The 24,990-nt window shown below is 59.4% G+C and carries 27 protein-coding genes; 2 read left to right on the top strand and 25 right to left on the bottom strand.

The genetic code is table 11. The features are described 5' to 3' along the window. Window positions 1-124: 124 nt before the first annotated feature. Complete coding sequence (gene lysS / locus R6254_RS14395; RefSeq protein WP_318407777.1) at window positions 125-1,687, top strand: lysine--tRNA ligase; 1,563 nt, start codon at window positions 125-127, stop codon at window positions 1,685-1,687. Window positions 1,688-1,765: 78 nt separating this feature from the next. Here the strand turns inward: lysS and R6254_RS14390 are convergent, their stop codons facing one another. From R6254_RS14390 to R6254_RS14380, 3 genes are all read right to left on the bottom strand, one after another. Next, window positions 1,766-2,221, bottom strand: coding sequence for a DUF4124 domain-containing protein (locus R6254_RS14390; protein ID WP_318407775.1), 456 nt, complete (start codon window positions 2,219-2,221; stop codon window positions 1,766-1,768). 76 nt (window positions 2,222-2,297) lie between these two features. Further along, window positions 2,298-2,633: an ankyrin repeat domain-containing protein gene (locus tag R6254_RS14385; RefSeq protein ID WP_318407773.1), complete on the bottom strand. Its 336-nt coding sequence runs from the start codon at window positions 2,631-2,633 to the stop codon at window positions 2,298-2,300. Between the two features lie 280 nt (window positions 2,634-2,913). Further along, the gene (locus tag R6254_RS14380) at window positions 2,914-4,113 is read right to left on the bottom strand and encodes a patatin-like phospholipase family protein (RefSeq protein ID WP_318407771.1); all 1,200 of its coding nucleotides are present in this window, start codon (window positions 4,111-4,113) and stop codon (window positions 2,914-2,916) included. Between the two features lie 116 nt (window positions 4,114-4,229). On the opposite strand from R6254_RS14380, the gene R6254_RS14375 reads away from it, so the two are divergent. After that, window positions 4,230-4,751, top strand: coding sequence for a M48 metallopeptidase family protein (locus tag R6254_RS14375; protein WP_318407769.1), 522 nt, complete (start codon window positions 4,230-4,232; stop codon window positions 4,749-4,751). A gap of 69 nt (window positions 4,752-4,820) precedes the next feature. Here the strand turns inward: R6254_RS14375 and nagZ are convergent, their stop codons facing one another. From nagZ to R6254_RS14265, 22 genes are all read right to left on the bottom strand, one after another. After that, window positions 4,821-5,879: a beta-N-acetylhexosaminidase gene (gene nagZ, locus R6254_RS14370; protein ID WP_318407768.1), complete on the bottom strand. Its 1,059-nt coding sequence runs from the start codon at window positions 5,877-5,879 to the stop codon at window positions 4,821-4,823. A gap of 45 nt (window positions 5,880-5,924) precedes the next feature. Continuing rightward, complete coding sequence (gene acpS / locus R6254_RS14365) at window positions 5,925-6,326, bottom strand: holo-ACP synthase (protein WP_318407766.1); 402 nt, start codon at window positions 6,324-6,326, stop codon at window positions 5,925-5,927. A gap of 235 nt (window positions 6,327-6,561) precedes the next feature. Further along, window positions 6,562-7,359, bottom strand: coding sequence for a pyridoxine 5'-phosphate synthase (locus tag R6254_RS14360; RefSeq protein WP_318407765.1), 798 nt, complete (start codon window positions 7,357-7,359; stop codon window positions 6,562-6,564). 25 nt (window positions 7,360-7,384) lie between these two features. Further along, window positions 7,385-8,134 (bottom strand): DNA repair protein RecO, encoded by a 750-nt coding sequence (gene recO, locus R6254_RS14355; protein ID WP_318407763.1) that lies wholly within the window; start codon window positions 8,132-8,134, stop codon window positions 7,385-7,387. Between the two features lie 156 nt (window positions 8,135-8,290). Continuing rightward, window positions 8,291-9,220, bottom strand: a complete 930-nt coding sequence (gene era / locus R6254_RS14350) for a GTPase Era (protein ID WP_318407886.1) — start codon at window positions 9,218-9,220, stop codon at window positions 8,291-8,293. Between the two features lie 167 nt (window positions 9,221-9,387). Continuing rightward, window positions 9,388-10,071, bottom strand: coding sequence for a ribonuclease III (gene rnc / locus R6254_RS14345; protein ID WP_318407884.1), 684 nt, complete (start codon window positions 10,069-10,071; stop codon window positions 9,388-9,390). 15 nt (window positions 10,072-10,086) lie between these two features. Next, window positions 10,087-10,428, bottom strand: a complete 342-nt coding sequence (locus R6254_RS14340; RefSeq protein WP_318407882.1) for a DUF4845 domain-containing protein — start codon at window positions 10,426-10,428, stop codon at window positions 10,087-10,089. A gap of 88 nt (window positions 10,429-10,516) precedes the next feature. Continuing rightward, entirely contained in the window at window positions 10,517-11,488 is a 972-nt protein-coding gene (lepB, locus tag R6254_RS14335; protein WP_412103177.1) for a signal peptidase I, read from the bottom strand. An 11-nt stretch (window positions 11,489-11,499) separates the two neighbouring features. Beyond that, on the bottom strand, window positions 11,500-13,311 hold the full coding sequence (gene lepA, locus R6254_RS14330; protein ID WP_318407759.1) for a translation elongation factor 4: 1,812 nt from the start codon (window positions 13,309-13,311) through the stop codon (window positions 11,500-11,502). Window positions 13,312-13,858: 547 nt separating this feature from the next. Then, a complete protein-coding gene (locus R6254_RS14325) occupies window positions 13,859-15,316 on the bottom strand; it encodes a DegQ family serine endoprotease (protein WP_318407758.1) in 1,458 nt (485 codons plus the stop codon). A 98-nt stretch (window positions 15,317-15,414) separates the two neighbouring features. Further along, on the bottom strand, window positions 15,415-16,425 hold the full coding sequence (locus tag R6254_RS14320; RefSeq protein ID WP_318407757.1) for a MucB/RseB C-terminal domain-containing protein: 1,011 nt from the start codon (window positions 16,423-16,425) through the stop codon (window positions 15,415-15,417). Between the two features lie 38 nt (window positions 16,426-16,463). Further along, window positions 16,464-17,081: a sigma-E factor negative regulatory protein gene (locus R6254_RS14315; RefSeq protein ID WP_318407756.1), complete on the bottom strand. Its 618-nt coding sequence runs from the start codon at window positions 17,079-17,081 to the stop codon at window positions 16,464-16,466. Between the two features lie 101 nt (window positions 17,082-17,182). Continuing rightward, entirely contained in the window at window positions 17,183-17,818 is a 636-nt protein-coding gene (gene rpoE / locus R6254_RS14310; protein WP_318407755.1) for an RNA polymerase sigma factor RpoE, read from the bottom strand. Beyond that, window positions 17,815-18,330 carry a hypothetical protein gene (locus R6254_RS14305; protein WP_318407754.1) on the bottom strand — a complete coding sequence of 172 codons (516 nt, stop codon included), beginning with the start codon at window positions 18,328-18,330 and terminating at the stop codon, window positions 17,815-17,817. The genes rpoE and R6254_RS14305 overlap by 4 nt, the downstream gene beginning before the upstream one ends. A 54-nt stretch (window positions 18,331-18,384) precedes the next feature. Then, window positions 18,385-19,629 (bottom strand): beta-ketoacyl-ACP synthase II, encoded by a 1,245-nt coding sequence (gene fabF / locus R6254_RS14300; RefSeq protein WP_318407753.1) that lies wholly within the window; start codon window positions 19,627-19,629, stop codon window positions 18,385-18,387. Window positions 19,630-19,701: 72 nt separating this feature from the next. Then, window positions 19,702-19,941 (bottom strand): acyl carrier protein, encoded by a 240-nt coding sequence (gene acpP, locus R6254_RS14295; RefSeq protein ID WP_007873885.1) that lies wholly within the window; start codon window positions 19,939-19,941, stop codon window positions 19,702-19,704. Between the two features lie 171 nt (window positions 19,942-20,112). Continuing rightward, window positions 20,113-20,859, bottom strand: coding sequence for a 3-oxoacyl-ACP reductase FabG (gene fabG, locus R6254_RS14290; RefSeq protein ID WP_318407746.1), 747 nt, complete (start codon window positions 20,857-20,859; stop codon window positions 20,113-20,115). Beyond that, window positions 20,856-21,806, bottom strand: coding sequence for an ACP S-malonyltransferase (fabD, locus tag R6254_RS14285; protein ID WP_318407744.1), 951 nt, complete (start codon window positions 21,804-21,806; stop codon window positions 20,856-20,858). The genes fabG and fabD overlap by 4 nt, the downstream gene beginning before the upstream one ends. A 51-nt stretch (window positions 21,807-21,857) precedes the next feature. After that, window positions 21,858-22,835 (bottom strand): beta-ketoacyl-ACP synthase III, encoded by a 978-nt coding sequence (locus R6254_RS14280; RefSeq protein WP_318407743.1) that lies wholly within the window; start codon window positions 22,833-22,835, stop codon window positions 21,858-21,860. A gap of 7 nt (window positions 22,836-22,842) precedes the next feature. Continuing rightward, on the bottom strand, window positions 22,843-23,937 hold the full coding sequence (gene plsX, locus R6254_RS14275) for a phosphate acyltransferase PlsX (protein WP_318407742.1): 1,095 nt from the start codon (window positions 23,935-23,937) through the stop codon (window positions 22,843-22,845). A gap of 85 nt (window positions 23,938-24,022) precedes the next feature. Further along, entirely contained in the window at window positions 24,023-24,205 is a 183-nt protein-coding gene (rpmF, locus tag R6254_RS14270; RefSeq protein WP_096669354.1) for a 50S ribosomal protein L32, read from the bottom strand. 180 nt (window positions 24,206-24,385) lie between these two features. Then, a complete protein-coding gene (locus tag R6254_RS14265) occupies window positions 24,386-24,922 on the bottom strand; it encodes a YceD family protein (protein ID WP_318407738.1) in 537 nt (178 codons plus the stop codon). Window positions 24,923-24,990: the final 68 nt, after the last annotated feature.

The raw sequence follows: 24,990 nt of genomic DNA, 5'->3' as shown, positions 1-24,990 counted from the left end.
CGCCCAAAACCGGCGCTTAAAAACCTAAAATCAGGGTTTTGGGGCCTTTTCCTTTTTCCCCTTTGGCCGGCCTGCTACCCACCGGGCAATCCGGCCTACTGCTTTTTTTCAAGAACCTTTGCCCATGTCCAACAACACTACATCTTCCCCGGCCGCTGCAGCCACTCCCGTGCAGGACGAAAACCAGCTGATAGCCGAACGCCGCGAGAAGCTCAAGGCCATGCGCCAGCAGCAGGCCGAGGGACGTGGCGTGGCATTTCCCAACGACATCAAACCTTCGCACCGCGCCGCCGAGCTGTTTGCCGCGCACAGCGAAAAAACCAATGAAGAGCTGGAATCATTGGCCATCACGGTCAGCGTGGCCGGCCGCATGATGCTCAAACGCGTGATGGGCAAAGCCAGTTTTGCGACCCTGCAGGATGCCTCCTTCGGACCCTCGAATGGACGCATCCAGCTTTACATCAACAACGAAGGTGTGGGCGAAGAAGTCCACAGCGCATTCAAACATTGGGACCTGGGCGACATCGTGGCGGCCAGCGGCAAGCTGTTCCGTACCAAGACCGGCGAGTTGTCGATTCATGCAACCAGCCTGCGCCTGGTCACCAAAAGCCTGCGCCCCCTGCCCGACAAGTTTCATGGCGTGGCCGACCAGGAGGTCAAGTACCGCCAGCGTTATGTGGACCTGATCACCGATGCGGCCGCACGCCAGCGTTTTGCGGCCCGCAGCAAGGCCGTGTCGACCATGCGCAGCTTCATGGTGGAGCACGAATTTCTGGAAGTCGAAACACCCATGCTGCACCCGATTCCGGGCGGCGCCAATGCCAAACCTTTTGTCACGCACCACAACGCGCTGGACCAGCAGATGTTTCTGCGCATCGCGCCCGAGTTGTACCTGAAACGCCTGATTGTTGGTGGGTTCGAGCGTGTGTTCGAGATCAACCGCAGCTTTCGCAACGAAGGCATCAGCGTGCGGCACAACCCCGAGTTCACGATGATGGAGTTCTACGCCGCCTGGTGGAACTACCAGGACTTGATGAGCTACACCGAAGACCTGATCCGCCACGTCGCCACACAAGTGGCCGGCGGCACACAGCTCAGCTACCAGGGCAAAGCGGTGGACCTCAGCCAGCCCTTTGAACGCCTGACCATCCGCGAAGCCATCGTCAAACACACTGACGCCGGCACGAATGTAGACGACGCCGCCTGGCTGCTGGCCGCGCTGAAAAAACTCGGCAAGTTCAGCGCCAAGGACAAGTTAGAGGCCCGCTCGCTGCCTAGCCTGCAGGTCATGTATTTTGAAGAGACGGTCGAAGAAAAACTCTGGCAGCCGACCTTCATCATGGAGCACCCGACCGAGATCTCACCGCTGGCCCGCGCCAACGACACACGGCCGGAAGTGACCGAACGGTTTGAGCTGTACATCACCGGCCGCGAGTTCGGCAACGGCTTCAGCGAGCTCAACGACGCCGAAGACCAGGCCGCACGTTTTTCCGCGCAATCCAGCGCCAAGGACGAGGGCGACGAAGAAGCCATGTATTACGACGCCGACTACGTGCGCGCCCTCGAATACGGCATGCCGCCCACCGGCGGTTGCGGCATCGGCATCGACCGCCTGATGATGCTGCTGACCGACAGCGCGAGCATTCGGGATGTGATTCTGTTCCCGGCGCTGCGGCGCGAGGCCTGAGGCTTGAAGCCGCCGCACCTGCGCTTCAATCATTGGACAGGGTGTGGCGCTTGATGTGAGGGTTTAGGCGCCTGCTGGCTAAGGCGCTAAGCGCTTCGTCGCAAAGATGGTTCCGTTCTCTACCTTGACGGCGAGGTGATGCCGAGAGGCTATGTCTTGAAGAACGGTGTCCCATGGTACGCACTCGTAGTTAAAAGCGCCGGCTCCACTGACCGACGGATCTGCTGCCAATTTGTTGCCCGAAAAATCTGCAAGGACTTGCAATGTTGCCTTCAGTGGCATGCTTGTGAAGTTGATTCGCAACTCCTTGCCGACACATGTCCTCTTCTCGCCAGGCGCTGGCGCATTCGACGTGGCACTCGTCCTGGCGTTTGGCGCGGCTGGACGGGTCGTGGTGATTGATATTTCACGCCCCGTCTCGCACGGGGAGGACTGGTACTCCACCTTGCCACCTGCGCGCTCGCATTTGTAGATGGCGGCAAAGGCACTTTGCTGGCAGGTGACGATGAGAAGCAAAAACAACAGACGATTCATAGGTGAAAGTTCTCCTGAAAAAAGACTCTGGACGCCTAAGGTCATGTAGATCGCAAAACTTCAGCGGCCTGAAAAACTAGACGGGAAGCCAGCGCCACCAGAAGGGCTGACGTGCTTCCTGGGCGCCCAGGTCACGCAGCAGTTTCACAAACTCCAGTCGCCCGTGCTTGCGGGCCGCTTGCAAAGGCGTGAGACCATCAAACTCTGAGCGCAGGTGCGGATCAGCGCCATGCGCCAGCAGGTAGCGTGCAATCTCTCCATGCCCCTGGACCAGGCTGGCGACCAGCGGTGTGCACAGTATCTCGGGGTGCTGGTAGTTGGGGTTGACACCGTCACGGATGTGGTAATCCACCAGCGAGAGATTACCCGTCAGGGCGGCCTGGTATAAATCTTTCCAATCTCCTGCGGACATGATCTACCTCCGTTGTTCTGATCTATTTTGTGAACTATACGCGGCACGCCCTGGCCGGCTGGCTCGCTCGGCAACTGCAATCGTTGGGCTTTTTGGGGCTGCTCTAGCCGAGCTTGAATTGCTATCAATTAAATAGCTTTTAGCGCCCATTTATAAAGGGGCTGAAACCTGTTTTTATGCATAAACAGCGTCAGCAAAATGCCTCCATGAGAAGAAGATCCGGCGCCTGAGCATCAGATCAGCAGCGTGCACATACGGTGCGAGCGCGCCAACACCCCATTCACAGCAACCCAGCGCCGGGCAGAAACGTCGGCGGCGGCGCCTGCACCGGCTCCGCCCTCTCCACCGGCAAGCGCAAGTCATCCAGGTAATCCCGCGCAATGTTGACCGTGCTTTTCACGCCCAGTGACGCAAAACGTTTGTCCAGCCATTCCTTGCCACATGACACCCCCAGGTCATGCAGGGCATGGATCAGGTCTTTGTCGGTGGACGCTTTGGTGCGTGCGCTGTACTTGTCCATCGCCTCGCCGCCGTCGACGCGGTGCATCAGCACGTCCTTGTAATGAGCCGGGTCCAGCCTGCCTTCGGCCAGCAGGCGCTTGACGAAATCGATGGCGCGCATTTCGGCAATCAGTGACGCGTTGAAGGTAATCTCATTGATCCGGTCCATGATCTCGCCGGGTTTCGTCGGCAGTTCGTCGCGCTTGATCGGGTTGATCTGCACCAGGACAATGTCGCGGCTGTCGCAGCGGAAAATCAAGGGGTGAATCGCCGGGTTGCCCGAATAACCGCCGTCCCAGTAATGATCGCCCTCGATCTCCACCGCCTGGAAGACCATGGGCAGGCAGGCCGAAGCCATGACGGCATTGGCCGTCAAGCGTTGGCCTGAAAACACCTCGGCCTTGCCGTTGGCGACCCGCGTGGCCACCACGAAGACCTTGGGCGTGCTGGAAGCGTGTGTGTGGCGCGCGGCGCCCAGACGCTCGAAGTCGACCTGCTTTTCCAGAAAATCCTTCAGCGGATTGATGTCGAAGGGGTTGCGCTGGTAAGGCGACAGCGCGTTGGACCAATACTGCTTCATGGCATCGGTCCAGAGTTGCGTGGCCCAGTTGTCAACACCCATCTGCCCGAACAGAATGCCGAAGGGCGCGCGCTGCATCTGCGACAGCGACGAGGTCAGCGCGCCCATGTCCACGATGCCATTCCAGAAGCTGGCGAGCGCCTGGCGCGCGGCGTCCAGCCGGTCGGCCCGCGACAAATCTTCGGCGATCGCAAACCCATGGGCCAGCGCCACCGCGTTCATGGCGCCGGCGCTGGTGCCGCTGATGCCTTCCAGATCGATGCGTCCGTCCTCCAACAAGGCATCCAGCACGCCCCAGGTGAAGGCGCCGTGCGAGCCCCCACCTTGCAGCGCCAGGTTGATACGCGGGGTGGGCACATCAGCCGTGTGCACGGCGGCAGGGGTGGTGAGCTGGTTCATGTCACCAGCTTAGCAAGAATTGGACACAGCACCATGAAGCCCCCGACTGCGCGGGGACAGGGCTGCCGGACTAAAATTCGCCACCGCACACGCCCGCCCTTTCGCACGATCCCCCCATGAAATACCTGACGGGTTACCCCGACACCCTCCAGACCCAGGTACGGGAGTTGGTCGCGCAAGACCGCCTGGGCGCCTTGCTCCGCAAAAAATATTCACACACACACGAGATACGCACCGACAAGGCGCTGTACGACTACGTGATGGATTTGAAAAACAATTTTCTGCGCAACGCCGAGCCGCTGAGCAAGGTGGCTTTTGACAGCAAGCTGCAAGTCATCACCCACGCGCTGGGCACCCACACCACGGTGTCCCGGGTGCAGGGCAATAAACTCAAGTCCAAACGTGAAATCCGCGTGGCCAGCCTGTTCAAGGAGGTGCCGCTCGAATTTTTGCGCATGATTGCGGTGCACGAGTTGGCACACATCAAGGAAAAAAACCACGACAAGGCTTTTTACCAACTATGCACCTACATGGAGCCGGACTACCACCAGTTTGAACTGGATTTGCGCCTCTACCTGACGCATGTGGATGCGGGTGGCGCCTTGCCGTGGTCGGCCAGCCTGGGTGGTCAGCGCTAAGACACTACTGATTTAATAGCTGCTTGCGCTCGCCCATCAAGGGCCGGAGCCCTAAAACGCTTGTAAAAATCAGGGGAGCAGGCCCATCGCGTGCATATAGGCCGGGTGCACCATCAGTGCGTCCCAGTCGTGGCCCGCCGTGGTCGGCAGCAAATCGCGCCGGCGCAACTCGCTGGACTCCAGTGGCTCCCATTGGCCCTTGAGCTGACCTTGCGTCAGGCCGTCCAGCAACTCGTCCACCGCTTCGCCCTTGCCCACCGACTGGTTGCACAGCAAGACCATGTCGCAGCCGGCGTTCAGCGCCGCCATCGCGGCTTCGGTGTAGCTAACTTCTTTGCCGTCCAGCAAGCGGGCGCCGGCCATGCTCAGGTCATCGCTGAAAATCGCGCCGCCAAAACCGAGTTGGCCGCGCAGGATGTAGGTCAGCCATTTTTCGGAGAAACCCGCCGGGCGCGCATCCACCTTGGGATAAATCACATGGGCCGGCATCACGCTGGTCAAGGTGGTGTTGAGCCAGTCGTAAGGCGCGGCATCATCGGCCAGAATGGCTTTGAGGCTGCGTTTGTCGACCGGAGTATCGGTGTGTGAATCCCCCTTCACAAAACCGTGGCCGGGGAAATGTTTGCCGCAGTTGGCCATGCCGCTTTGCAGCAGGCCGTGCATCAGGCTTTTGGCCAGCAGGCTGACCACGCGCGGGTCGCGGCCGAAAGCCCGGTCGCCGATGACGCTGCTGGCGCCGTAGTCCAGGTCCAGCACCGGCGTGAAACTGAAGTCCACGCCGCAGGAACGTAACTCGGCGCCCAGCACATAACCGCAGGCGGTGGCGGCGTTGGTCGCAGCCATCTGGTCCTTGATCCACAACTCACCCAGCGCACGCATGGGCGGCAGGTGCGTGAAACCGTCGGTACGGAAACGCTGGACGCGACCGCCTTCGTGGTCCACGCAAATCAGCAGGTCCTGGCGCACTTTTTTGATGTCGCTGCACAAGGCGGCCAGTTGCGCGCGGTTTTCCCAGTTGCGGGCAAACAAGATGATGCCACCTGTCAGCGGGTGTTTCAGGCGCTGGCGGTCGGTTTTGCTCAAGCTCAGTCCGGCAATGTCGATGATCAGGGGGGCGTGTTGGCTCATGGGTGTTCAGTCTTTAAAAAAATGAGGAAGCGAGTGGGGCCGGACTTAGCTGGAAGCCTGGTATTCAACCACCACAAAACTCGCGGCGTAATCGGTTTCGTCGGTCAGGGTGACGTGGGCGACAAGCTGCTTCGCCTCGAACCATTCCTTGAGCGCACCATGCAAAACAATTTCGGGCTTGCCGCTGGCGGCCTTGGTAATTTCGCAATTGCGCCAGGTCATGGGTAGACGCATGCCCATGCCTATGGCTTTGCTAAAAGCTTCCTTGGCCGAAAATCGCGTGGCCAGGTAACGCAGGCCACGTTCGGGCCAACGCGCGCTGCGGGTTTTCCAGGTCGCGAGTTCGGCGTCGCTGAGAATTTTCTGCGCAAAACGCTCGCCATGGCGTTCCACGCTGGCGCGCACGCGGCGTACATCGCAGATGTCGGTGCCGATGCCGTAAATCATGAGAATGTGGCCCCCACGGTCGCGCACTGCGTGTCGCTCCCTGCCCCCCGAGGGGGCCGCTGCGCCTGCGGGCTGGCAAAGCCAAACCCGCGGCCCCGGCTGGTGTGAAGACCTCCCACGGTCGCGCACTGCGTGTCGCTCCCTGCCCCCCGAGGGGGCCGCTGCGCCTGCGGGCTGGCAAAGCCAAACCCGCGGCCCCGGCTGGCAAAGAAAAAAAGATGCAACACCGTGTCCATCAGGCGACGGGAGACGCATTGTCTATGCAGCGCAAGTAGTCTTTGACAGTCGCGTCATAACCCAGCTCCAGCGCGTCGGCAATCAGCGCATGGCCAATCGACACTTCCAGCACGCCGGGCACGGCCTGCAAAAATTCCGTGAGGTTGTCGCGGTTCAGGTCGTGGCCGGCATTCACGCCTAAATGGATGGCTGCTGCCGCCCGTCCAGCAAGGACAAAGGGCTCCAAAGCCTTGTGTTTCTCCGGCGTATTCCAGGCCCGTGCATAGGTCTCGGTATAAAACTCCACGCGGTCCGCCCCCACGGCTTTGGCGGCCGCCATGGCTTCGGCGACCGGGTCCATGAACAGGCTGACGCGCACGCCCCGGTCGTGGGCTTCCTGGATCAGCGGTTTCAGGCGTTCGGCATCGGCGGGAAAACTCCAGCCGTGGTCGCTGGTGAACTGGTTTTCGCTGTCGGGCACAAACGTGCACTGGTGCAGCGGCAGGCCGCGGGCCGACAGGTTGTGCACAAACTCCATCAGGTTCTGGCAGGGGTTGCCCTCGACATTGAACTCTCGGTCCGGCCAGTCTTTCATCAGCGCGGCCAGCTCATACACGTCGTCGCTGCGGATGTGCCGCTCGTCAGGCCGCGGATGCACGGTGATGCCGCGTGCGCCGGCTTCCAGGCACAACTGCGCCGCACGCAACACATCGGGAATGCCCAAGTGCCGGGTGTTGCGCAGCAGGGCAACCTTGTTGACATTGACCGACAAAGCGGTTTTGTGACTTGAAGTGGAAAGAGGGGCGTGTACTGTCATGATGCTTGCCTGTTGATTACGCGGCCTACAAGGCCTGCAGATCGATCATCATCTGCCGGGTTTTAAGAACCTTCACATCGCAATGGTAGTGCAGCAGCGCGCGCAACTGCGTTTTAAGCTCGGGCAGATGGTTGACGCAGGCCTGCACCGTGTCGGTGAAAGGCGCGTCATCGGCCAGGGAGTCCTGCAGGCTCAGCCACTGCCCGCCTTCCAGGCTGGCGCGGTCGTCATCGTGTGCCTCGCGCAGCCCGGATTCGGCCACCAGCACGTAGCGGGTCTGCGACTGCAGCGGCGCCAAGGTCGCGGTCTGCGCATCCAGCGTCGGCAACAAACCAATGTCACGCAGCAGGCGCAACTCAAACGCCCGCAAGGCGACGTGCAAGGTGTCGGTGTTCTGGCTGGCCAGCAGTTGCACGGTGGCGGCATAGGCGTCAAACAAGGCCGGGTGCGGGTCGTCGCGCGCCAGCAGACGCATCAGTAATTCGTTGAGGTAATAACCCGACAACAAGGCATCACCCGTCGGCATGACATGGCCGCCCTGCCACTCGGCGCTGCGCAACATACGGATTTCAGCGTCGCCGCCAAAAGCCACATGCAGTGGCTGCAGCGGCAACAGGATGGGCCTGAAATTGGAACTGGGTTTTTTCGCGCCGCGCGCCACCAGCGCAATCCGGCCGTAGCTGCGGGTGAAAACTTCCAGGATCAGGCTGGACTCGCTCCAGTCGTAGCGGTGCAGCACATAAGCTGGTTCGTCGCTGATGCGTTTGGTGGCCAAGGCGACAGGGTCAAAGGAGGGAAAACGTGCCAGCCAGGGCCACGCGCACTCTCGCAAGCCAGCCGGGGCCGCGGGACTGGCTTTGCCAGACCGCAGGCGCAGCGGCCCCCTCGGGGGGCAGGGAGTTACGCGAAGCGAACGACCGTGGGGGCAACATCACTCATACCCGAAGGTTCTGACTCTGGCCTCGTCGTCGGCCCAGCCGGAACGGACCTTGACCCAGATTTCCAGGAACACCTTGCCGCCGGTCAACGTCTCCAGCTCGTGCCGCGCTTCTGTGCCTATACGTTTGAGCTTTTCGCCTTTTTCGCCAATGATCATGCCCTTGTGACCGTCACGTTCAACCACGATGGTGGCGGCGATACGGCGCAACTCACCCTCTTGCTCGAACTTGTCGATGATCACGGTCGAGGTGTAAGGCAACTCGTCGCCGGTCAGGCGAAACAGTTTTTCGCGCACGATCTCGGCGGCCATGAAACGTTCGCTGCGGTCCGTCAGCTCGTCGGCGCCGTACATCCAGGACTGCTCGGGCAGGTATTTTTCGCAGATGCCGAACAGGCGTTCAACGTCTTTGGCGCTGTTGGCCGACATGGGCACAAACTCGGCGAAGTTGTGGCGCTCCTGCATTTCCTTGAGCCAGGGCGCGATCTCGGCGCGGCGGTGGATCAGGTCAAACTTGTTGGCCAGCAGGATGGCCGGGGTGCCGGCCGGCAACAGGGACAAGACCTTGGCGTCGGCCTGGTTGAACTGACCGGCCTCGACAACAAACACAATCAGATCCACGTCGTTGACGGCGCCGACCACGGTTTTGTTCAGCGAGCGGTTCAGGGCGTTGCCGTGCCGGGTCTGAAAACCTGGGGTGTCGACAAACACAAACTGGCTGGCACCTACCGTGCGCATGCCGGTGATGCGGTGCCGCGTGGTTTGTGCCTTGCGCGAGGTGATGCTGACTTTTTGCCCCACCAGCGCATTGAGCAAGGTCGATTTGCCGACGTTGGGTTTGCCCACAATCGCGATCAGCCCGCAACGCTGGCCTTCGACCGGCGGCGCATTGTTGGCTTGCGAAGTCATGGCCTTGGCCAACATGGCTTCCAGCGCCGTGTTCTGCGCCGACATGCCCACGTCAGCATCTTTCGCTGGCGTGGCATGGGCGGGCGCAGCCGGCCGCGTCGGTTTTTTGGAGGTGTTTTTGCCTGGGGTCGTCATGGTTTTCGGGTGCCTGTTGACGGCTGCAGAGGCAGCCGTCGGGGTTGTCAATCGAGCGTTTTTACGTATGCCAGCATGGCCGTCGCCGCGGCTTGTTCGCCGGCGCGCCGCGAGCCGCCTATGCCACGTTCAGCCCGCCCGAATTCGCTGATTTCGCATTCCACATCAAAGGTCTGCTTGTGGGCTGCGCCCAGCGTTCCCACCACGCGGTAGATGGGTAAATTCATTTTGCGACCTTGCAGCCATTCCTGCAACTCGGTCTTCGGGTCTTTGCCGATGGCCTGCATTTGCGGGTTGATTTCCACGTCCTTGAACAGGCGGCGCACCAGTTGGTCGGCCTTGGCAAAACCGGCGTCGAGGTAGACCGCGCCAATCACCGCCTCCAACGCATCGGCCAGGATGGAGGGACGTTTTTGTCCGCCCGACTTGGCCTCGCCTTCGCCCAGGCGCAGCAACTGCGGCAAGCCGAGCTGGACCGCCAGCAAATGCAGGGTGTCCTGCTTGACCAGGTTGGCGCGCACACGCGACAAATCGCCTTCGGGCAGCTCGCTCAGGCGTTCGTAGAGCAAACCCGCCACGGCGAGGTTGAGCACGGAATCGCCCAGAAACTCGACGCGTTCATTGTGATCCGCCGAAAAGCTGCGGTGGGTCAAGGCCTGCTGTAGCAGGCGGGGATTGGAAAATTCGTGGTCCAGGCGCTTTTGCAAGGCCAGGAGATCAGGGCTTAACAGGGGACTGGCGCGCACTTACTTGGTTCGACCCGTGTATTTGAGCAGCAGATATGCTGGCCCAGCGATATGGATTTCCTTGTTGTAGGCAAAACTGACGACGACTTTGTCACCCTCTTTGCTGACTTCAAGGTCTTTGCCGGTGATCGACTTGATGTCGTCGATCTGGGCGGCTTTGTCAAAAATGGTTCTAACTTCAGGGACCGAAGAGCCTTCTTTGGCTTTGTTGGCCGCCTTGGTCACGGCCTGGAATTCGATCAGCGTAGGAACAGCCTGGGCCGCGATCACGCCGGCGAAAGCCAGCACGCCGACCACAAACAGAACCCCAATGAACGAAATGCCCTCTTGCCGATTTTTCATGTGTTTCTCCCCTCCAGCCTTGCTAAGTGAGCCCCATGCCTGGCTGCTGTTCTGCCGTGCTGGTGCAGCCTGCCCGGCAATGCGCCGTTCAGTCAATCTTGCCAATCCGCTTGAGGCTGCCAAAATTCATCCAGACAAAAAAGGCTTTGCCCACGATGTTGGCCTCGGGAACAAAGCCCCAGTAGCGCGAATCCTGCGAATTGTCGCGGTTGTCGCCCATCATGAAGTACTGGCCCTCGGGCACCTTGCAAACCACGCCCTCGCTACTGTAACGGCAATTTTGCTTGAACGGAAAGTCCATGACTTCCCGCTCGTCCAGCCCGGCACGGCGATCATTGTCATTGAGCAGGCGGTAGGTTTTGTTGCCGTTGGTTTCCTGAAACTGCTTGGCATAACGCAAGGCGTCTTCATCAAAGAAGTCCGCCAACTCCACTTTGGGCAGGGGTTTTCCGTTGATTGTGAGCTTTTTGTTCAGGTAGGCCACCTCGTCGCCAGGCACACCAACCACACGCTTGATGTAGTCCAGGCTGGGCTTGGGCGGGTAATGAAACACCATCACGTCGCCGCGCTGCGGGCTGTTGTTGTCGATGATTTTGGTGTTGATCACCGGCAGACGCACGCCGTAGTGGAATTTATTGACCAGGATCAGGTCGCCGACCAGCAGGGTTGGGATCATCGAGCCCGACGGAATCTTGAAAGGCTCAAACAGGAAGGAGCGCAGCAAAAACACCACCACGATGACCGGGAACAGGCCGGCGGTCCAGTCCAGCCACCAGGGCTGCACGATAAGTTTGGCCCGGGCTTCTTCTATATTGGTGTCCACCTTGTGGATGCCCTGGGCGGCCAGTTCTGCGCGGCGCTGTGCATCACGTGCTTCCAGGCTGGTGGCGGCCTTGCGGCGCTGCGGCCAGAAGTAGAACTTTTCAGCCAGCCAGTAGAGGCCGGTAACCACGGTTGCCAGGAACAGCAGCAGGGAAAAATTGCCTTCGACCATGCCCATGTACCAGGCGCCGCCGTAGCCAACAAACACGGCCAGCACCAGCGCGGTGAGTGTACTCATGAAGCGCAGCATTATTCTTCTACCTGCAAGATGGCCAGGAAAGCTTCCTGGGGCACTTCGACCGAACCGATTTGTTTCATGCGTTTTTTGCCCGCTTTTTGTTTTTCGAGAAGCTTCTTTTTGCGCGAAATATCGCCACCGTAACACTTGGCGATCACGTTTTTGCGCAAGGCTTTGATTGTCTCACGCGCAATAATGTTGGCCCCGATGGCGGCCTGGATGGCGACATCGAACTGCTGGCGCGAAATGATCTCGCGCATCTTGGCCACCACTGCGCGGCCGCGGTAGGCGGACTGGCTGCGGTGAACAATGATGGACAAGGCATCGACCTTTTCGCCGTTGAGCAAAATGTCCACCTTGACCACGTCGGACGCCCGGAACTCCTTGAACTCGTAGTCCATGGAGGCGTAGCCACGCGAGACCGACTTGAGCTTGTCAAAGAAGTCCAGCACGATCTCGCCCAGCGGCATCTCGTAGGTCAGCATGACCTGTTTGCCGTGGTAGGCCATGTTCATCTGTACGCCGCGCTTGAGGTTGGCCAGCGTCATGACGGCACCCACATAGTCTTGCGGCATGTACAGGTGCACGGTGACGATGGGTTCGCGAATTTCGTTGACCTTGCCGGCGTCGGGAATCCTCGATGGGTTTTCGACCATCATGATCTCGCCATTGGCCATGAGCACCTCGTAGACCACGCTGGGCGCGGTGGTGATCAGGTCCTGGTCGAATTCGCGTTCAAGCCGCTCCTGCACAATTTCCATGTGCAGCAGGCCCAAAAAGCCGCAGCGAAAGCCAAAGCCCAGCGCCTGGCTGACTTCTGGCTCGTAGTGCAGCGACGCATCATTGAGCTTGAGTTTTTCCAGCGCATCGCGCAGCGAGTCGTACTCGCTGGCTTCGGTCGGGTACAGGCCGGCAAACACCTGCGGCTGGATTTCCTTGAAACCCGGCAAGGCTTCGGTGGCGGTCGCCGCCGCGCCGCCTGTGCCCGGCTTGATCAGGGTCACGGTGTCGCCGACGCGTGCGGCCTGCAACTCCTTGATGCCGGCAATGATGAAGCCCACCTCGCCCGCTTCCAGCGCGGCACGCGGTTCGGTATGCGGCGTGAACACGCCAAGCTGCTCGGCGTTATAGGTCGCCTCGCTGGCCATCAGCTTGATTCGTTCGCCTTTGGCCAGGCGGCCATCGACCACACGCACCAGCATGACCACGCCCACATAGGCGTCGTACCAGCTGTCCACAATCATGGCGCGCAGTGGTCCGTCCGGATTGCCTTGCGGTGGTGGCATCCGGGCGATCACGGCTTCCAGGATTTCGTCGATGCCCATGCCGGTCTTGGCCGAACACGGAATCGCATCCGTCGCGTCGATGCCGATCACGTCTTCGATTTCCTGCTTGGCGTTTTCGGGATCTGCATTCGGCAAATCCATTTTGTTGAGCACCGGCACCACCTCGACGCCGAGTTCGAGCGCGGTGTAGCAGTTGGCGACGGTCTGTGCTTCAACACCCTGACTCGCATCCACCACCAACAGCGCACCTTCACAGGCCGACAACGAACGACTCACTTCATAAGAGAAGTCCACATGGCCCGGTGTGTCGATCAAATTGAGGTTGTAGATCTGACCGTCGAGTGCCTTGTATTTGAGCGCAGCGGTCTGCGCCTTGATGGTTATCCCACGCTCTTTTTCCAAATCCATGGAGTCGAGCACCTGCGCACTCATCTCGCGATCCTGCAAACCGCCGCAGCGCTGGATGATGCGATCAGCCAGCGTGGATTTGCCGTGGTCAATGTGCGCGATGATCGAAAAATTTCTGATGTGATTCATCAAAGGGGACGCCTAAGTACTTGAAAGTATTGCGAAGAGACCTGCGTCAATTCGCGAAAGCCATAAAAAAGGGCGCGTCACTTATGACGCGCCCTGAACCAACAATCTATGGCAACTGCGATAGTTGGAAGCTTCATTGTAGGCAAAAAGCCAGCAACGCATAGCCTCGAAATTGCCAAACCGTTCTCGTTGCGAGCCAACAACAGGGATCTTATGCACAACTTATTCACAATTTTAACTGAGAGGCTCTGGACAACTTGTGGGTGATCTGTGGATCAGCAGTGAATAGAGTTAATTCATGCCAGGTGTTAGTTTTTTAGGCGCTTGATATATGGGAATGACCCAAAACCTAGCCCTCATTCTACCAAAATTCGTCATTAGACAGATTTAAATGTTAGTGCTCACAAACATTAATTTGCTTTTCAAGCAAGGAAAAATATTTTTTAAAGCTTGAAGAAGCGGCTTATTTTGAACAAAACCCCCAACCCGGACAGGGTATGGGGGCCTTCAAAACGCGGCATCTCGCGATGCCATCCCACCCGGCGGCTTATCGGAGGGGGCGAATCAAGGCGTATTGTGTCCACTCGCTGCGCCGGAAAAGCACATTGATGGCTTTGCCTTTTTCCACTTTGGCGAGCACCGCTTCAAAGTCCTTGATGCCGGTAATTTCGGTGTTGGCAATCGCCAGAATCACATCGCCTTCGCGCAGTCCCGCGCGGGCCGCCGCACCTTCACTCGCATCAACCTTCACGCCACCTTTGAGTTTGAGCTCCTTCTTCAAGGCATCAGGCAACTCGCTGACCACCAAGCCCAAAGCCTGGGCGGGGCCGGCCACCGGTGGTTTGCTTTCGGTCGACTGGGCTTTGCGCGCCGGCTTTTCCGCCTCGACCTCACCTATCGTCACGCTCATGTCACGGGTGCTGCCGCGCCTGAACACCGTGACCGTGGACTTGGTGCCCGGCTTCACATTGCCGACCAGACGCGGCAGGTCTGTCGCCTTGTCAATCGTCTTGCCTTCAAACTTGGTGATGATGTCACCGGCCTCGATGCCGGCTTTTTCTGCCGGAGAAGCCGCCTCGACGCCGCGCACCAGCGCACCTTGCGCCTTGCCCAGTCCGATGGACTCGGCAACGTCCTTGCTGACCTGGTCAATCTGCACACCTATCTTCCCGCGGGTGACACGCCCGGTGCTGCGCAACTGGTCCGCCACACGCGAGGCTTCGTCGATGGGAATCGCAAACGAGATGCCCTGGAAGCCGCCTGAGCGAGAGTAGATCTGGCTGTTGATGCCGACCACCTCGCCACGCATATTCAGAAGCGGGCCGCCCGAGTTGCCGGGATTGATCGCCACGTCGGTCTGGATGAAAGGCAGGTAGTCCCCGGTGTCGCGCTGCTTGGCGCTGACAATGCCGGCGGTCACGGTGTTTTCCAGGCCAAAGGGCGAACCGATGGCCATCACCCATTCGCCGACCTTCAGGCGGCTGATATCGCCAATTTTCACCGCCGGCAAACCCGTGGCGTCGATCTTGACCACAGCCACGTCGGTGCGTTTGTCAGCGCCAATGATCTTGGCCTTGAACTCGCGCTTGTCCGTCAAGGTCACGATGACTTCGTCGGCGCCTTCCACGACATGGGCATTGGTCATCACAAAACCGTCTGACGACAGGATGAAACCCGAGCCCACACCACGCGGCTGATCTTCATCCGGCTGGTTGCGGTCCGGGCGTGGTGCGCGCGGCATGTTGGGCGGCACCGGAATGCCGAAACGCCGGAAAAATTCGAGCATCTGCTCGTCGGCACTGTTCGCCGCGCCGGCTTTGACTTTTTCCAGCGTCCGGATATTCACGACCGAAGGTCCAACCGTCTCCACCAGGTCCGTGAAGTCAGGCAGGCTGCGGGCTTGCGCCATCACCGACTGGACAGGCATCAGCGCCAAGGTGCTTCCCAGCGCCAATGCGCCAGCAGCCAAATAAGTACGGCATTGTTTCCAGATCGGTTTATGCATCATCAGCCTTTGAGAAATTGTCGGAGCAGCAAAAATACATGGGGTCATGCGTCCTCCTCGCCATGACGGCGGAAGAGGTTTGGATTGAAATGAGGGCCTTACTTCTTGCGTTCAAGGCCATCGGCAAACAAGCGCAAGGTGGACATGGGCACTTCACCCATCGCGGTCAGCCAGAAAGCATCCATGCGCCGGGTCAGCGACTGGGTGGCGCCCATGGAGAGTTTGGATTCCTTGGTATGGCGCTGGCTGTCAAAAGGCTCGACAAACAACGACACGGACGCGAGGCCATCCGAGAATATCCACTGCATGGGCTCGCCCTGGGACTGCGCGGTATCCGGGCGCTTGTAGCAACTCATGGGCTGGAAACCGGCCACGGGTGTTTTCAGCACCCAGCCTTCGGCGTTGGCCGTGGTTTTGACGAGTTCGGGTTTTTCGACCCGGTAACCCTCGACCTTGTTCATCATTTGCGCCAGCTTGTCGAGTTTTACGGGGGCGTCGAACTGCAACTCTGAAAATGCGGCTTGCTCCAGCACCTTGCCATCGGTGTCCAGCGTCTGCAGCTTGACCACCAGGCCCTTTTTCTGCTCGGCCCAGACGCGGTAACCAAAACGCAGCTTGTCCTTGGGAATCAGGGCGATCACGTCGGCTTCCAGGCCCGCCACACGCTCACGGCCTTCCTGTCGGGCTTTGTAGAAGTCGGCAATGTGGCTGTCGGTGGATTTGAGCAGTTCGGGGAACAGGCCTAAGGACTCGCGCTTTTCGGTGCGCACCACCTTGTGCTCGGGCAGAAAGGTCACGACCTGGTCGTTGTGCCGAAAAATGGAGCGCGCCGCACCCGTCAGGGTTTCAACACGTTCGATTTGCTGTTCGCCATCGCACACATGCCAGATCTTGGCACTGGACATGACACCGCCGGACGACACCACAAACGTACCCACATAGGAGCGGTTCCTGGAGGCTTCGTGCATGCGCATCAACCAGTCGTTGATATTTTTGGATTCCGCCGCCGACGCCGGGGCCAGTGTTGCGGGCGTTTGGGCCGCTATGTAATTAGTAGCTGCTAGAGCACAGCCAGCAAGGGCTACAAGGCGAAAAAGCTTAAAATTCATGGCTTGGGGCAGGCGGCGCGTGGCGTGCAGGCAATGCTTCAACGCCGCTCGCCCTGGGGCGTTTCAAAGGTGGCGTTGCGCAAAAATCCCGAAGGCATCTGCAAGGCCGAGGTGCCGCCAAACTGCTTGTGCGCGGCCAGCAGTTCTTCCATGCGGGCATCACGCAGCACGGCGCCCTGATCCGACATCACCAGCACCTGCTGTGCTGGCTCGGCACGGGCCAACTGCGGCGCCACTGACGGCGCCAGCAAACCGCTGCCGACGTTCCAGGTCACCGCCACCACGGCGGCCACAGACACAAAACCCGCGATCATCTTCCAGCGAAAGCTGGTATCGTTGACAGCTTCATTTGCAGGACGGCCCGCAGGCAACACCCTGGTTTGCAATGCCAAATCAGAATCGACAGCCGGCACCACCTGATGAAGCGGCTCCTGGCTCAAGCGGGCACGCAAGCGGGTGACAAAGGCGGCGTCCGAGGTCGGCGCCATGGCATCGGGCGAACGCAACACGTCACCAATCAAGTGGTAGGTATGCCAGCTGTCCAGCGCCTGGGCATCACCTTCACACACCGCCAGCGCACGCGCGAAGTCCTCGCTCTCCAGCTGGCCGTCGGCCAGGGCGGAAATCAGTTCACTGTTTTGCGATATCGGTTTCATGGTGTCAATGGGCAGTTGGTGCCTGCCGGGTTCAATCATTTGCTTTGGCTGGCAAGGAGGTGGCTATGCTTTTCAAAACCTGTGCTTCCACTGGGCGCTTCTTACCAGCGCTTGCCAGACTGATTTTCCAGCAAGGGCCGTATCCTCTCGGAGATCGCTTCCCGGGCCCTGAATATCCGTGAACGCACGGTACCAATCGGGCAATTCATCGCCTCGGCGATCTCTTCGTAACTCAAACCTTCAATTTCCCGCAGGCTGATGGCCTGACGCAACTCCTCGGGCAAAGCCTCCATGGCCGCGTTCACCATCTGGGCAATTTCCTTGCTGGCGAGCACGGCTTCCGGGGTTTCTGAACTCGTTAGTTCATTTTCCAGCGGGGAAGTTTCATCGTCCTCGCCCGATTTGAATGAATTTTCCGAAACCGTCGGGTTGCGTTTGAGATCCATCAAGGATTTTTTGGCGGTGTTGACGGCAATCCGGTACAGCCAGGTGTAGAACTGGGCCTCGCCCCGGAACTGGGCCAGCGCGCGATAAGCCCGAATAAACGTTTCTTGCGCAATGTCTTCGACCAGGTCCACATCACGCACCATGCGCCCTATCAGGCGCTGGATGCGGCGCTGGTATTTGATAACCAGCAGCTCAAACGCCTTCTGGTCGCCCGCCACCGTGCGCTCGACCAGCAAGGCGTCGCTGTCATCGGCCGTGGCGGGTTCGGGAGGAGGAATGTTGGCGCTCATGAAGAAAGACGTGGCGGAGAAGGTTCAGCTGCCGTATCCACAGCAGCAGTTAGCAAGGCATCAAAGGGCATGGAAGCCGGTAATGGCTTGCGCCGCGAATATACCGCACGGCGCAAATCCAGCCAGCGTTCCGGCATGGCGCTCCGGCCAGCCCACAACCACAAGGTGGCGTGGTCGTGGTTCTCCAGCTTGAGCAAGAGCATGCGCTGAAAATCAAGCGCCACCGTCAGCGCTAGCGCCGCGGTCCCGGCCTGGTAACCCTGGCTTTCCCAGGACCAGACCTGCCCGTCCCAGCGCAACTGGCCCACAGGCGAATTTTTCCATCCCCAAGCAGCCGCAACACCGGCGAGCAACACGGCGGCCAGCCCCAAGCCAAGCCGCCAGTCCAAGCCCGGCGCGGCACGCCACCACAACATCAGCACAATGAGCCCTGCCAACCAGAGGCCTAACAACACCCCGGCCTGAAAACGCGAACGCCCCAGCGGATAAACAACCGATGGGGCGTTATGCATGATCAGGGCAGGCAGTGATAAGGCTGGATGCTGAAGCTGTGAGAGGAAAAGGTATCAAACCCGCTTGAAAACCAGCGAACCGTTGGTGCCGCCAAAGCCGAAGTTGTTTTTGACCGCAACATCGATTTTGGCGTCACGCGCCGTGTTCGCACAGTAGTCGAGGTCGCAGGCCGGATCCTGGTTGAAGATGTTGATCGTGGGCGGAATCTTTTGATGATGCAGCGACAACACGGTAAACACCGACTCTATGCCACCCGCGCCACCCAGCAAATGCCCGGTCATGGACTTGGTGGAACTCACCACCAGGTTTTTCGAATGGTCTCCGAAAGCGGCCTTGATGGCATTCGTTTCGTTCAGGTCACCCAGCGGCGTGGACGTGCCATGCGCATTGAGGTACTGGACATCGCCGACATTGACGCCTGCGTTTTTCAACGCCATGGTCATGGAACGGCGCGGCCCCTCCACGTCGGGCGTGGTCATGTGGAAAGCGTCGCCGCTCATGCCGAAACCGACAACTTCAGCGTAGATCTTTGCGCCGCGCGCCTTGGCATGTTCGTATTCTTCCAGCACCAGAACACCGCCACCCTCGCCCAGCACAAAACCGTCACGGTCCTTGTCCCAAGGGCGTGATGCGGTTTTGGGGTCTTCATTGCGGGTCGACATGGCACGGGCGGCCGTGAAGCCACCCACACCCAGAGGCGACACTGTCGCTTCGGCCCCGCCGGCCACCATGACGTCGCAATCGCCGTATTCAATCATGCGCGCCGACAGGCCAATGGCATGCAGGCCGGTGGTGCACGCCGTCGCAACGGCAATGTTGGGCCCCTTGAACCCGAACTTGATGGATACATGGCCGGAGATCATGTTGATGATGGACGCCGGCACAAAGAAAGGCGAAATGCGACGTGGGCCGCGGTTCGTCAGTTCGGCGTGCGTCTGCTCAATCATCGGCAAACCGCCAATGCCCGAACCGATGTTGCAACCTATCCGTGTGGCCATCTCGTCGCCGAGTGCATCGCCGGTAGGCAAGCCACTGTCGGCCACGGCCTGGCAGGCTGCAGCCAGCCCCAGGTGAATGAAGCGGTCCATGTGCCGGGCTTCTTTTTCGGGGATGTAATCCGCGATGTTAAAACCTTTGACCTCACCGGCAAACTTGCAGGCATAACTGCTTGCATCAAATTGCGTGATCAGATCAATACCCGACTGACCCGCCAGCAAATTGGCCCAGCTCTCAGACACCGTGTTACCCACGGGACTGATACAGCCCAGACCTGTCACAACGACGCGACGACGGCTCATGCGCAAATCCTGAAGAAATTCCCGAAAGGCCGGACATGGCCTTTCAAGCTGGATGAAAAAAGACCGAAGTCTTTAGGCTTTTTGGTGGGTGTTCGCGTAGTCGATCGCGTTCTGGACCGTGGTGATCTTTTCGGCATCCTCATCGGGGATTTCAATGCCAAATTCGTCTTCCAGAGCCATCACCAGTTCTACGGTGTCAAGCGAGTCAGCGCCCAGATCGGCCACAAAGGCTTTTTCGTTGGTGACTTGGCCTTCTTCCACGCCAAGTTGTTCGGCAATGATTTTCTTAACACGTGCTTCGATATCGCTCATAGTTCCCTCTAAGGGTTGTGAATTAATCCGTGATTTTAGCGTTGTTAGGTTTCTTTCCCTAACCCGCCAGCCGGACGGATAAAACCCGGCTTGTTTCCAGCGCCTGCAGCATGCCTTCGCCGCGCCATTTTTCATGGCGCTGGCGAAGCAAGGCTGGCAGTCGCCGGATGATTACATATACATGCCGCCGTTGACGTGCAGCTCCTGGCCGGTGATGTAGGCGGCCAGCGGGCTGGCGACAAACGCCACGGCGTGGGCGATGTCTTGCGGCTTGCCCAGGTGGCCCAGCGGAATCTGCCCCAACAGGGCTTTTTGCTGCTCTTCCGGCAAATTGGCGGTCATGTCGGTTTCAATAAAACCCGGCGCCACGCAGTTGACCGTGATGTTGCGGCTGCCCAGTTCACGGGCCAGCGCCCGCGTCATGCCAGCCACACCGGCTTTGGCTGCGGCGTAATTGGCCTGGCCGGCATTGCCGGAAGCGCCCACCACCGAGGTGATGCTGATGATGCGGCCATAACGCTGCTTCATCATGGTGCGCATCACGGCGCGGCTCATGCGAAACACGGCTTTGAGGTTGGTGTCCAGCACCGCATCCCAGTCTTCGTCTTTCAGGCGCATGGCCAGCGTGTCGCGTGTGATGCCGGCGTTGTTGACCAACACTTGCAGGCCGCCGTGGGTCTTGACGATCTCGTCGATCAGCGCTTCGGCTGCGGCCGCATCGTTCACATTGAGGTTTTTACCGACACAACCCGGAAAAGCCGCCAGCGCCTGGCTGATTTTGGCCGCGCCCTCGTCGGTGGTCGCCGTGCCTATGACTTTCAGGCCCTTGTGCGCCAGCTCCAGCGCAATCGCAGCGCCTATGCCACGGGAGGCTCCGGTGACCAGGGCCACCTGTCCTTCAAACTTGATTTCGCTCATGCCAGCAACTCCTTGGCTTGCGCCAGGCTATCGGGATCAAACAGGGCTGCACCTGTCAGTTCCGCATCAATACGTTTCACCATGCCGGCCAGCACCTTGCCGGGGCCACATTCGACAATCGTCGTCAAGCCGCGCGCCTTGATGGCCAACACACATTCGACCCAGCGCACCGGGCCAAAAGCCTGCCGGTACAAGGCGGCGCGAATTTTTTCGGCATCGGTCTCGACCGCCACGTCGATGTTGTTGATCACCGGGATGGTAGGCGCGGCAAAACTCAGGCTGGCGAGCTTTTCCTTCAGCTTGTCGGCGGCGGGTTTCATCAGGCTGGAGTGAAACGGGGCCGACACCGGCAGCGACAAGGCACGTTTGGCACCATTGGCCTTGAGGACTTCACAGGCTTTTTCAACGGCAGCCTTGCTGCCGGCAATCACCGTCTGCATTGGATCGTTGAAATTGACGGCTTCCACCACTTCCAGGGTGTTAGCGCCAAAGGTGCGAAGTGCTTCGGCACAACCTTCGATCACGCGGGAGGCTTCCATGCCCAGAATGGCGGCCATGGCACCCACACCCACCGGCACGGCATCCTGCATGGCTTGCGCGCGAAAACGCACCAGCGGCGCCGCCTGCGCCAGACTCAGGACGCCAGATGCGACCAGCGCGGAATATTCACCCAAAGAGTGCCCGGCCACCACCGCCGGCACGGCGCCGGTGTCGGCCAGCCAGGCGCGGTAAGCCGCCACACCGGCCACCAGCATCACCGGCTGGGTATTCGTGGTCAGGCCCAGCGCTTCTTTCGGGCCGTCCTTGATCAGTTGGGCCAGGTCTTCGCCCAGCGCATCCGATGCTTCGCGCAAGGTCTCGCGCACCACGGGGTGTTCACCCCATGCGTCCAGCATGCCAACCGACTGGGAACCTTGCCCAGGAAAAACAAAAGCAAAAGATTTCATGAAGTTATGAATCAAAACAGCCTCTAGCCCATACAGAATGGGCGTGGACAGCTATAGATTTAAGAGTACCGCGCCCCAGGTGAAACCGCCGCCAACACCTTCCAGCATCAGCGTGTCACCCTTCTTGATCTTGCCGCTGCGCACGGCCACATCGAGCGCCAGTGGAATCGAGGCGGCCGAGGTGTTGCCATGCTGGTCCACCGTGACGATCAGCTTGTCCAGCGGCATCTTCAGCTTTTTCGCCGTGCTGTGCATGATGCGGATGTTGGCCTGGTGCGGAATCAGCCAGTCGATGTCGCTGTCCTGCAAGCCGGCCTTGGCCAGCGTAGCGCGTGCCGCCTCTTCCAGCACACCGACGGCCAGCTTGAACACAGCTTGTCCGTCCATCTTCAGCAGCGGATCACCAATCACCTGGCCGCCGGCCACCGTGCCCGGCACACACAAAATGCCGACATATTTGCCGTCAGCGTGCAAGTCGGTCGCCAGAATGCCCGGCGTGTCCGATGCTTCCAGCACCACGGCGCCAGCGCCGTCGCCAAACAACACACAGGTGGTGCGGTCCGAAAAATCGAGAATGCGTGAAAACACTTCCGCACCGATCACCAGCGCCTTGGTGGCCGAACCGGTCTTGATCATGGCGTCGGCGACGGTCAGCGCATACACAAAGCCGCTGCAAACTGCCTGCACGTCGAAAGCCGGGCAGCCGGCGATGCCGAGCTTGTTTTGCAAAATACAGGCGGCCGACGGAAACACCATGTCGGGCGTCGAGGTGGCGACAATGATCAGGTCAATGTCTTTGGCCTCCAGGCCGGCGGCCTGCAAGGCGTTTTTGGCGGCTTCGAGACCCAGGTCGCTGCTGCAGACATCCGGCGCAGCGAAATGGCGTGCACGAATACCGGTACGTTCGACAATCCACTCGTCGGACGTTTCAACACCCTTGGCGGCCAGTTCGGCAGCCAGTTCGGCGTTGCTCAAGCGGCGCGGCGGCAAATAGCTGCCAGTGCCTGTGATGCGTGAATATGGGCTCATGGATGAATTAGTGTGCGGGGGTAGGGTCAGCAAGCACCGCTGCGGCTGCGGTTTCCGTCGGCACCGACGCGGCCCTGGCCAGCAAGGGCGCAGCATGTGCAATACGTTCTTTCACCCTGTCCAGCAAGTTGTTGCGAGCTGCATCATAAGCCCGATTCAAAGCCCGCTCGAAAGCAAACGCATCCGCTGAACCATGGCTCTTGAACACCAGGCCGCGCAGGCCCAACAAGGCTGCACCGTTGTAACGTCTGTGGTCCAAGCGATTTTTAAACGCAGATAACACCGGATAAGCAATGATGGCTGAAATTTTCGTAAAAATATTTCGCGAAAACTCAGCCTTGATAAACCCGCCAATCATGCTGGCCAGGCCTTCGCTGGCTTTCAGCGCGACATTACCGACAAAACCGTCGCAGACAACAATGTCCACCACGCCTTTGAAAATATCATTGCCTTCCACATTGCCGTGAAAATTCAAATCCCCACTTTTGGAAGCAGATCGAAGCAATTCACCGGCTTTTTTAATGACTTCACTTCCTTTGATAGCTTCTTCGCCAATATTGAGCAGGCCGACACTGGGGTTGGACTTGTTCTCAATGGCTGAAACCAGGGCGGAGCCCATCACGGCAAACTGAAACAAGTGGTCTTCGGTGCAATCAATATTGGCACCCAGATCCAGCACCGTGGTCGCGCCACCGGCCGCATTGGGCAATTGGGTGGCAATCGCCGGCCGATCAATGCCGTCCAGCGTCTTGAGCACGTAACGGGCAATCGCCATCAACGCACCGGTGTTTCCGGCCGAAACCGCCGCCTGGGCGACGCCGTCTTTCACCTGGGTGATGGCGACACGCATGGACGAGTCTTTTTTGCGCCGCAGGGCGACCTCGATCGGGTCGTCCATGGTCACCACCTCCGTCGCGGCCAATATCTGGCAGCGTGGATGGGACTGAATGCGGGAGAACTGCGGCTGCGCGGCCAGCATGTCGGGCTGACCGACCAGCACAATCGCGGCCTCGGGATGCTTATCCAGAAAAGCCAGGCTTGCAACCACGGTGACGGACGGACCAAAATCCCCCCCCATGGCGTCGACAGCTATCCTGATCATGGCAGGACCCGTGCAGTCAAAAATAATGATTTCAACAAAACAAAGGCCCGCAGTATGAGTGCGGGCCAGTCGTTAAAGCGTGGGATTACGCTTCAGATTTTGTTTTCAGCACTTTACGGCCACGGTAAAAACCGGTGGGGCTGATGTGGTGACGCAGATGCGTCTCACCCGTGGTGGACTCGACAGCGATGCCTGGAACGGTCAACGCGTTGTGGGCGCGGTGCATGCCACGCTTGGAAGGTGATTTTTTGTTCTGCTGGACGGCCATAATCCGCTCCTGAGGGGGTGTAGGGTTGGTAAATTACGCCACTCACCCATCACGGGGTTGCAGCGCCAAGCCTTTGATTATAGCGCGATACCGCCAGGTTTTCCAGAGGCGGCTTTCGCGGCCCGAATACCGGGCTCCTGGCGACACCCGAAATACCCCTGAAAACCCCGCGTATCACGTCTATTTTTTGAGTTTTGCCAGTGCGGCAAATGGATGGGGTTTGGCATCTTCCTGCTCGGCCAGTTCGGCCTCGCCGGCACTGAACACCGGGCTCTCGGGGCAGGCCTCATGCATGGGCACCAGGGGCAGCGCCATCAGCAATTCGTCTTCCAGCACCTCCAGCACATCGAACTGCGGCGCCATCACCAGCAGGTCTTCTTCGGACTGGTCGTCCTCGGCCATGGCGATGTTTTCATCGGCAACAAAGCGGTACCACTGATCCACCTCAACAGTGGTGGGCACGGCGCCCATGCAGCGCTGGCAAGTCAGCGGCAGAACAGCCTTGGCTTGCAGATGCAGCCAGACCACATCTTCCGCGCCGGGCTGCGGCCGCAACTCGGCGACAGCTTGCCAGTTGATGGCCAAATCGGGCTGCAGACCATGTAATTCGTGCGCCAGGCGCTCCATATTTTGTAGCGGCGTGATTTCGATAAGCGGCAGGCCTTCTTGGGCAAAAGCCTGCATATTGAGCCGCTGGGCATTAAGATTTTTCGACATGACAAGCAGTGTAAGAGAATCGCAGCATGAACCCTGCCCTTCCCACGGATGCCCGCACCGGCCTCTCC

This window comes from Polaromonas potterensis (genome assembly GCF_033446725.1).
Taxonomy (GTDB): Bacteria; Pseudomonadota; Gammaproteobacteria; order Burkholderiales; family Burkholderiaceae_C; genus Polaromonas.
This window is presented reverse-complemented; position numbering and strand designations above follow the sequence as displayed.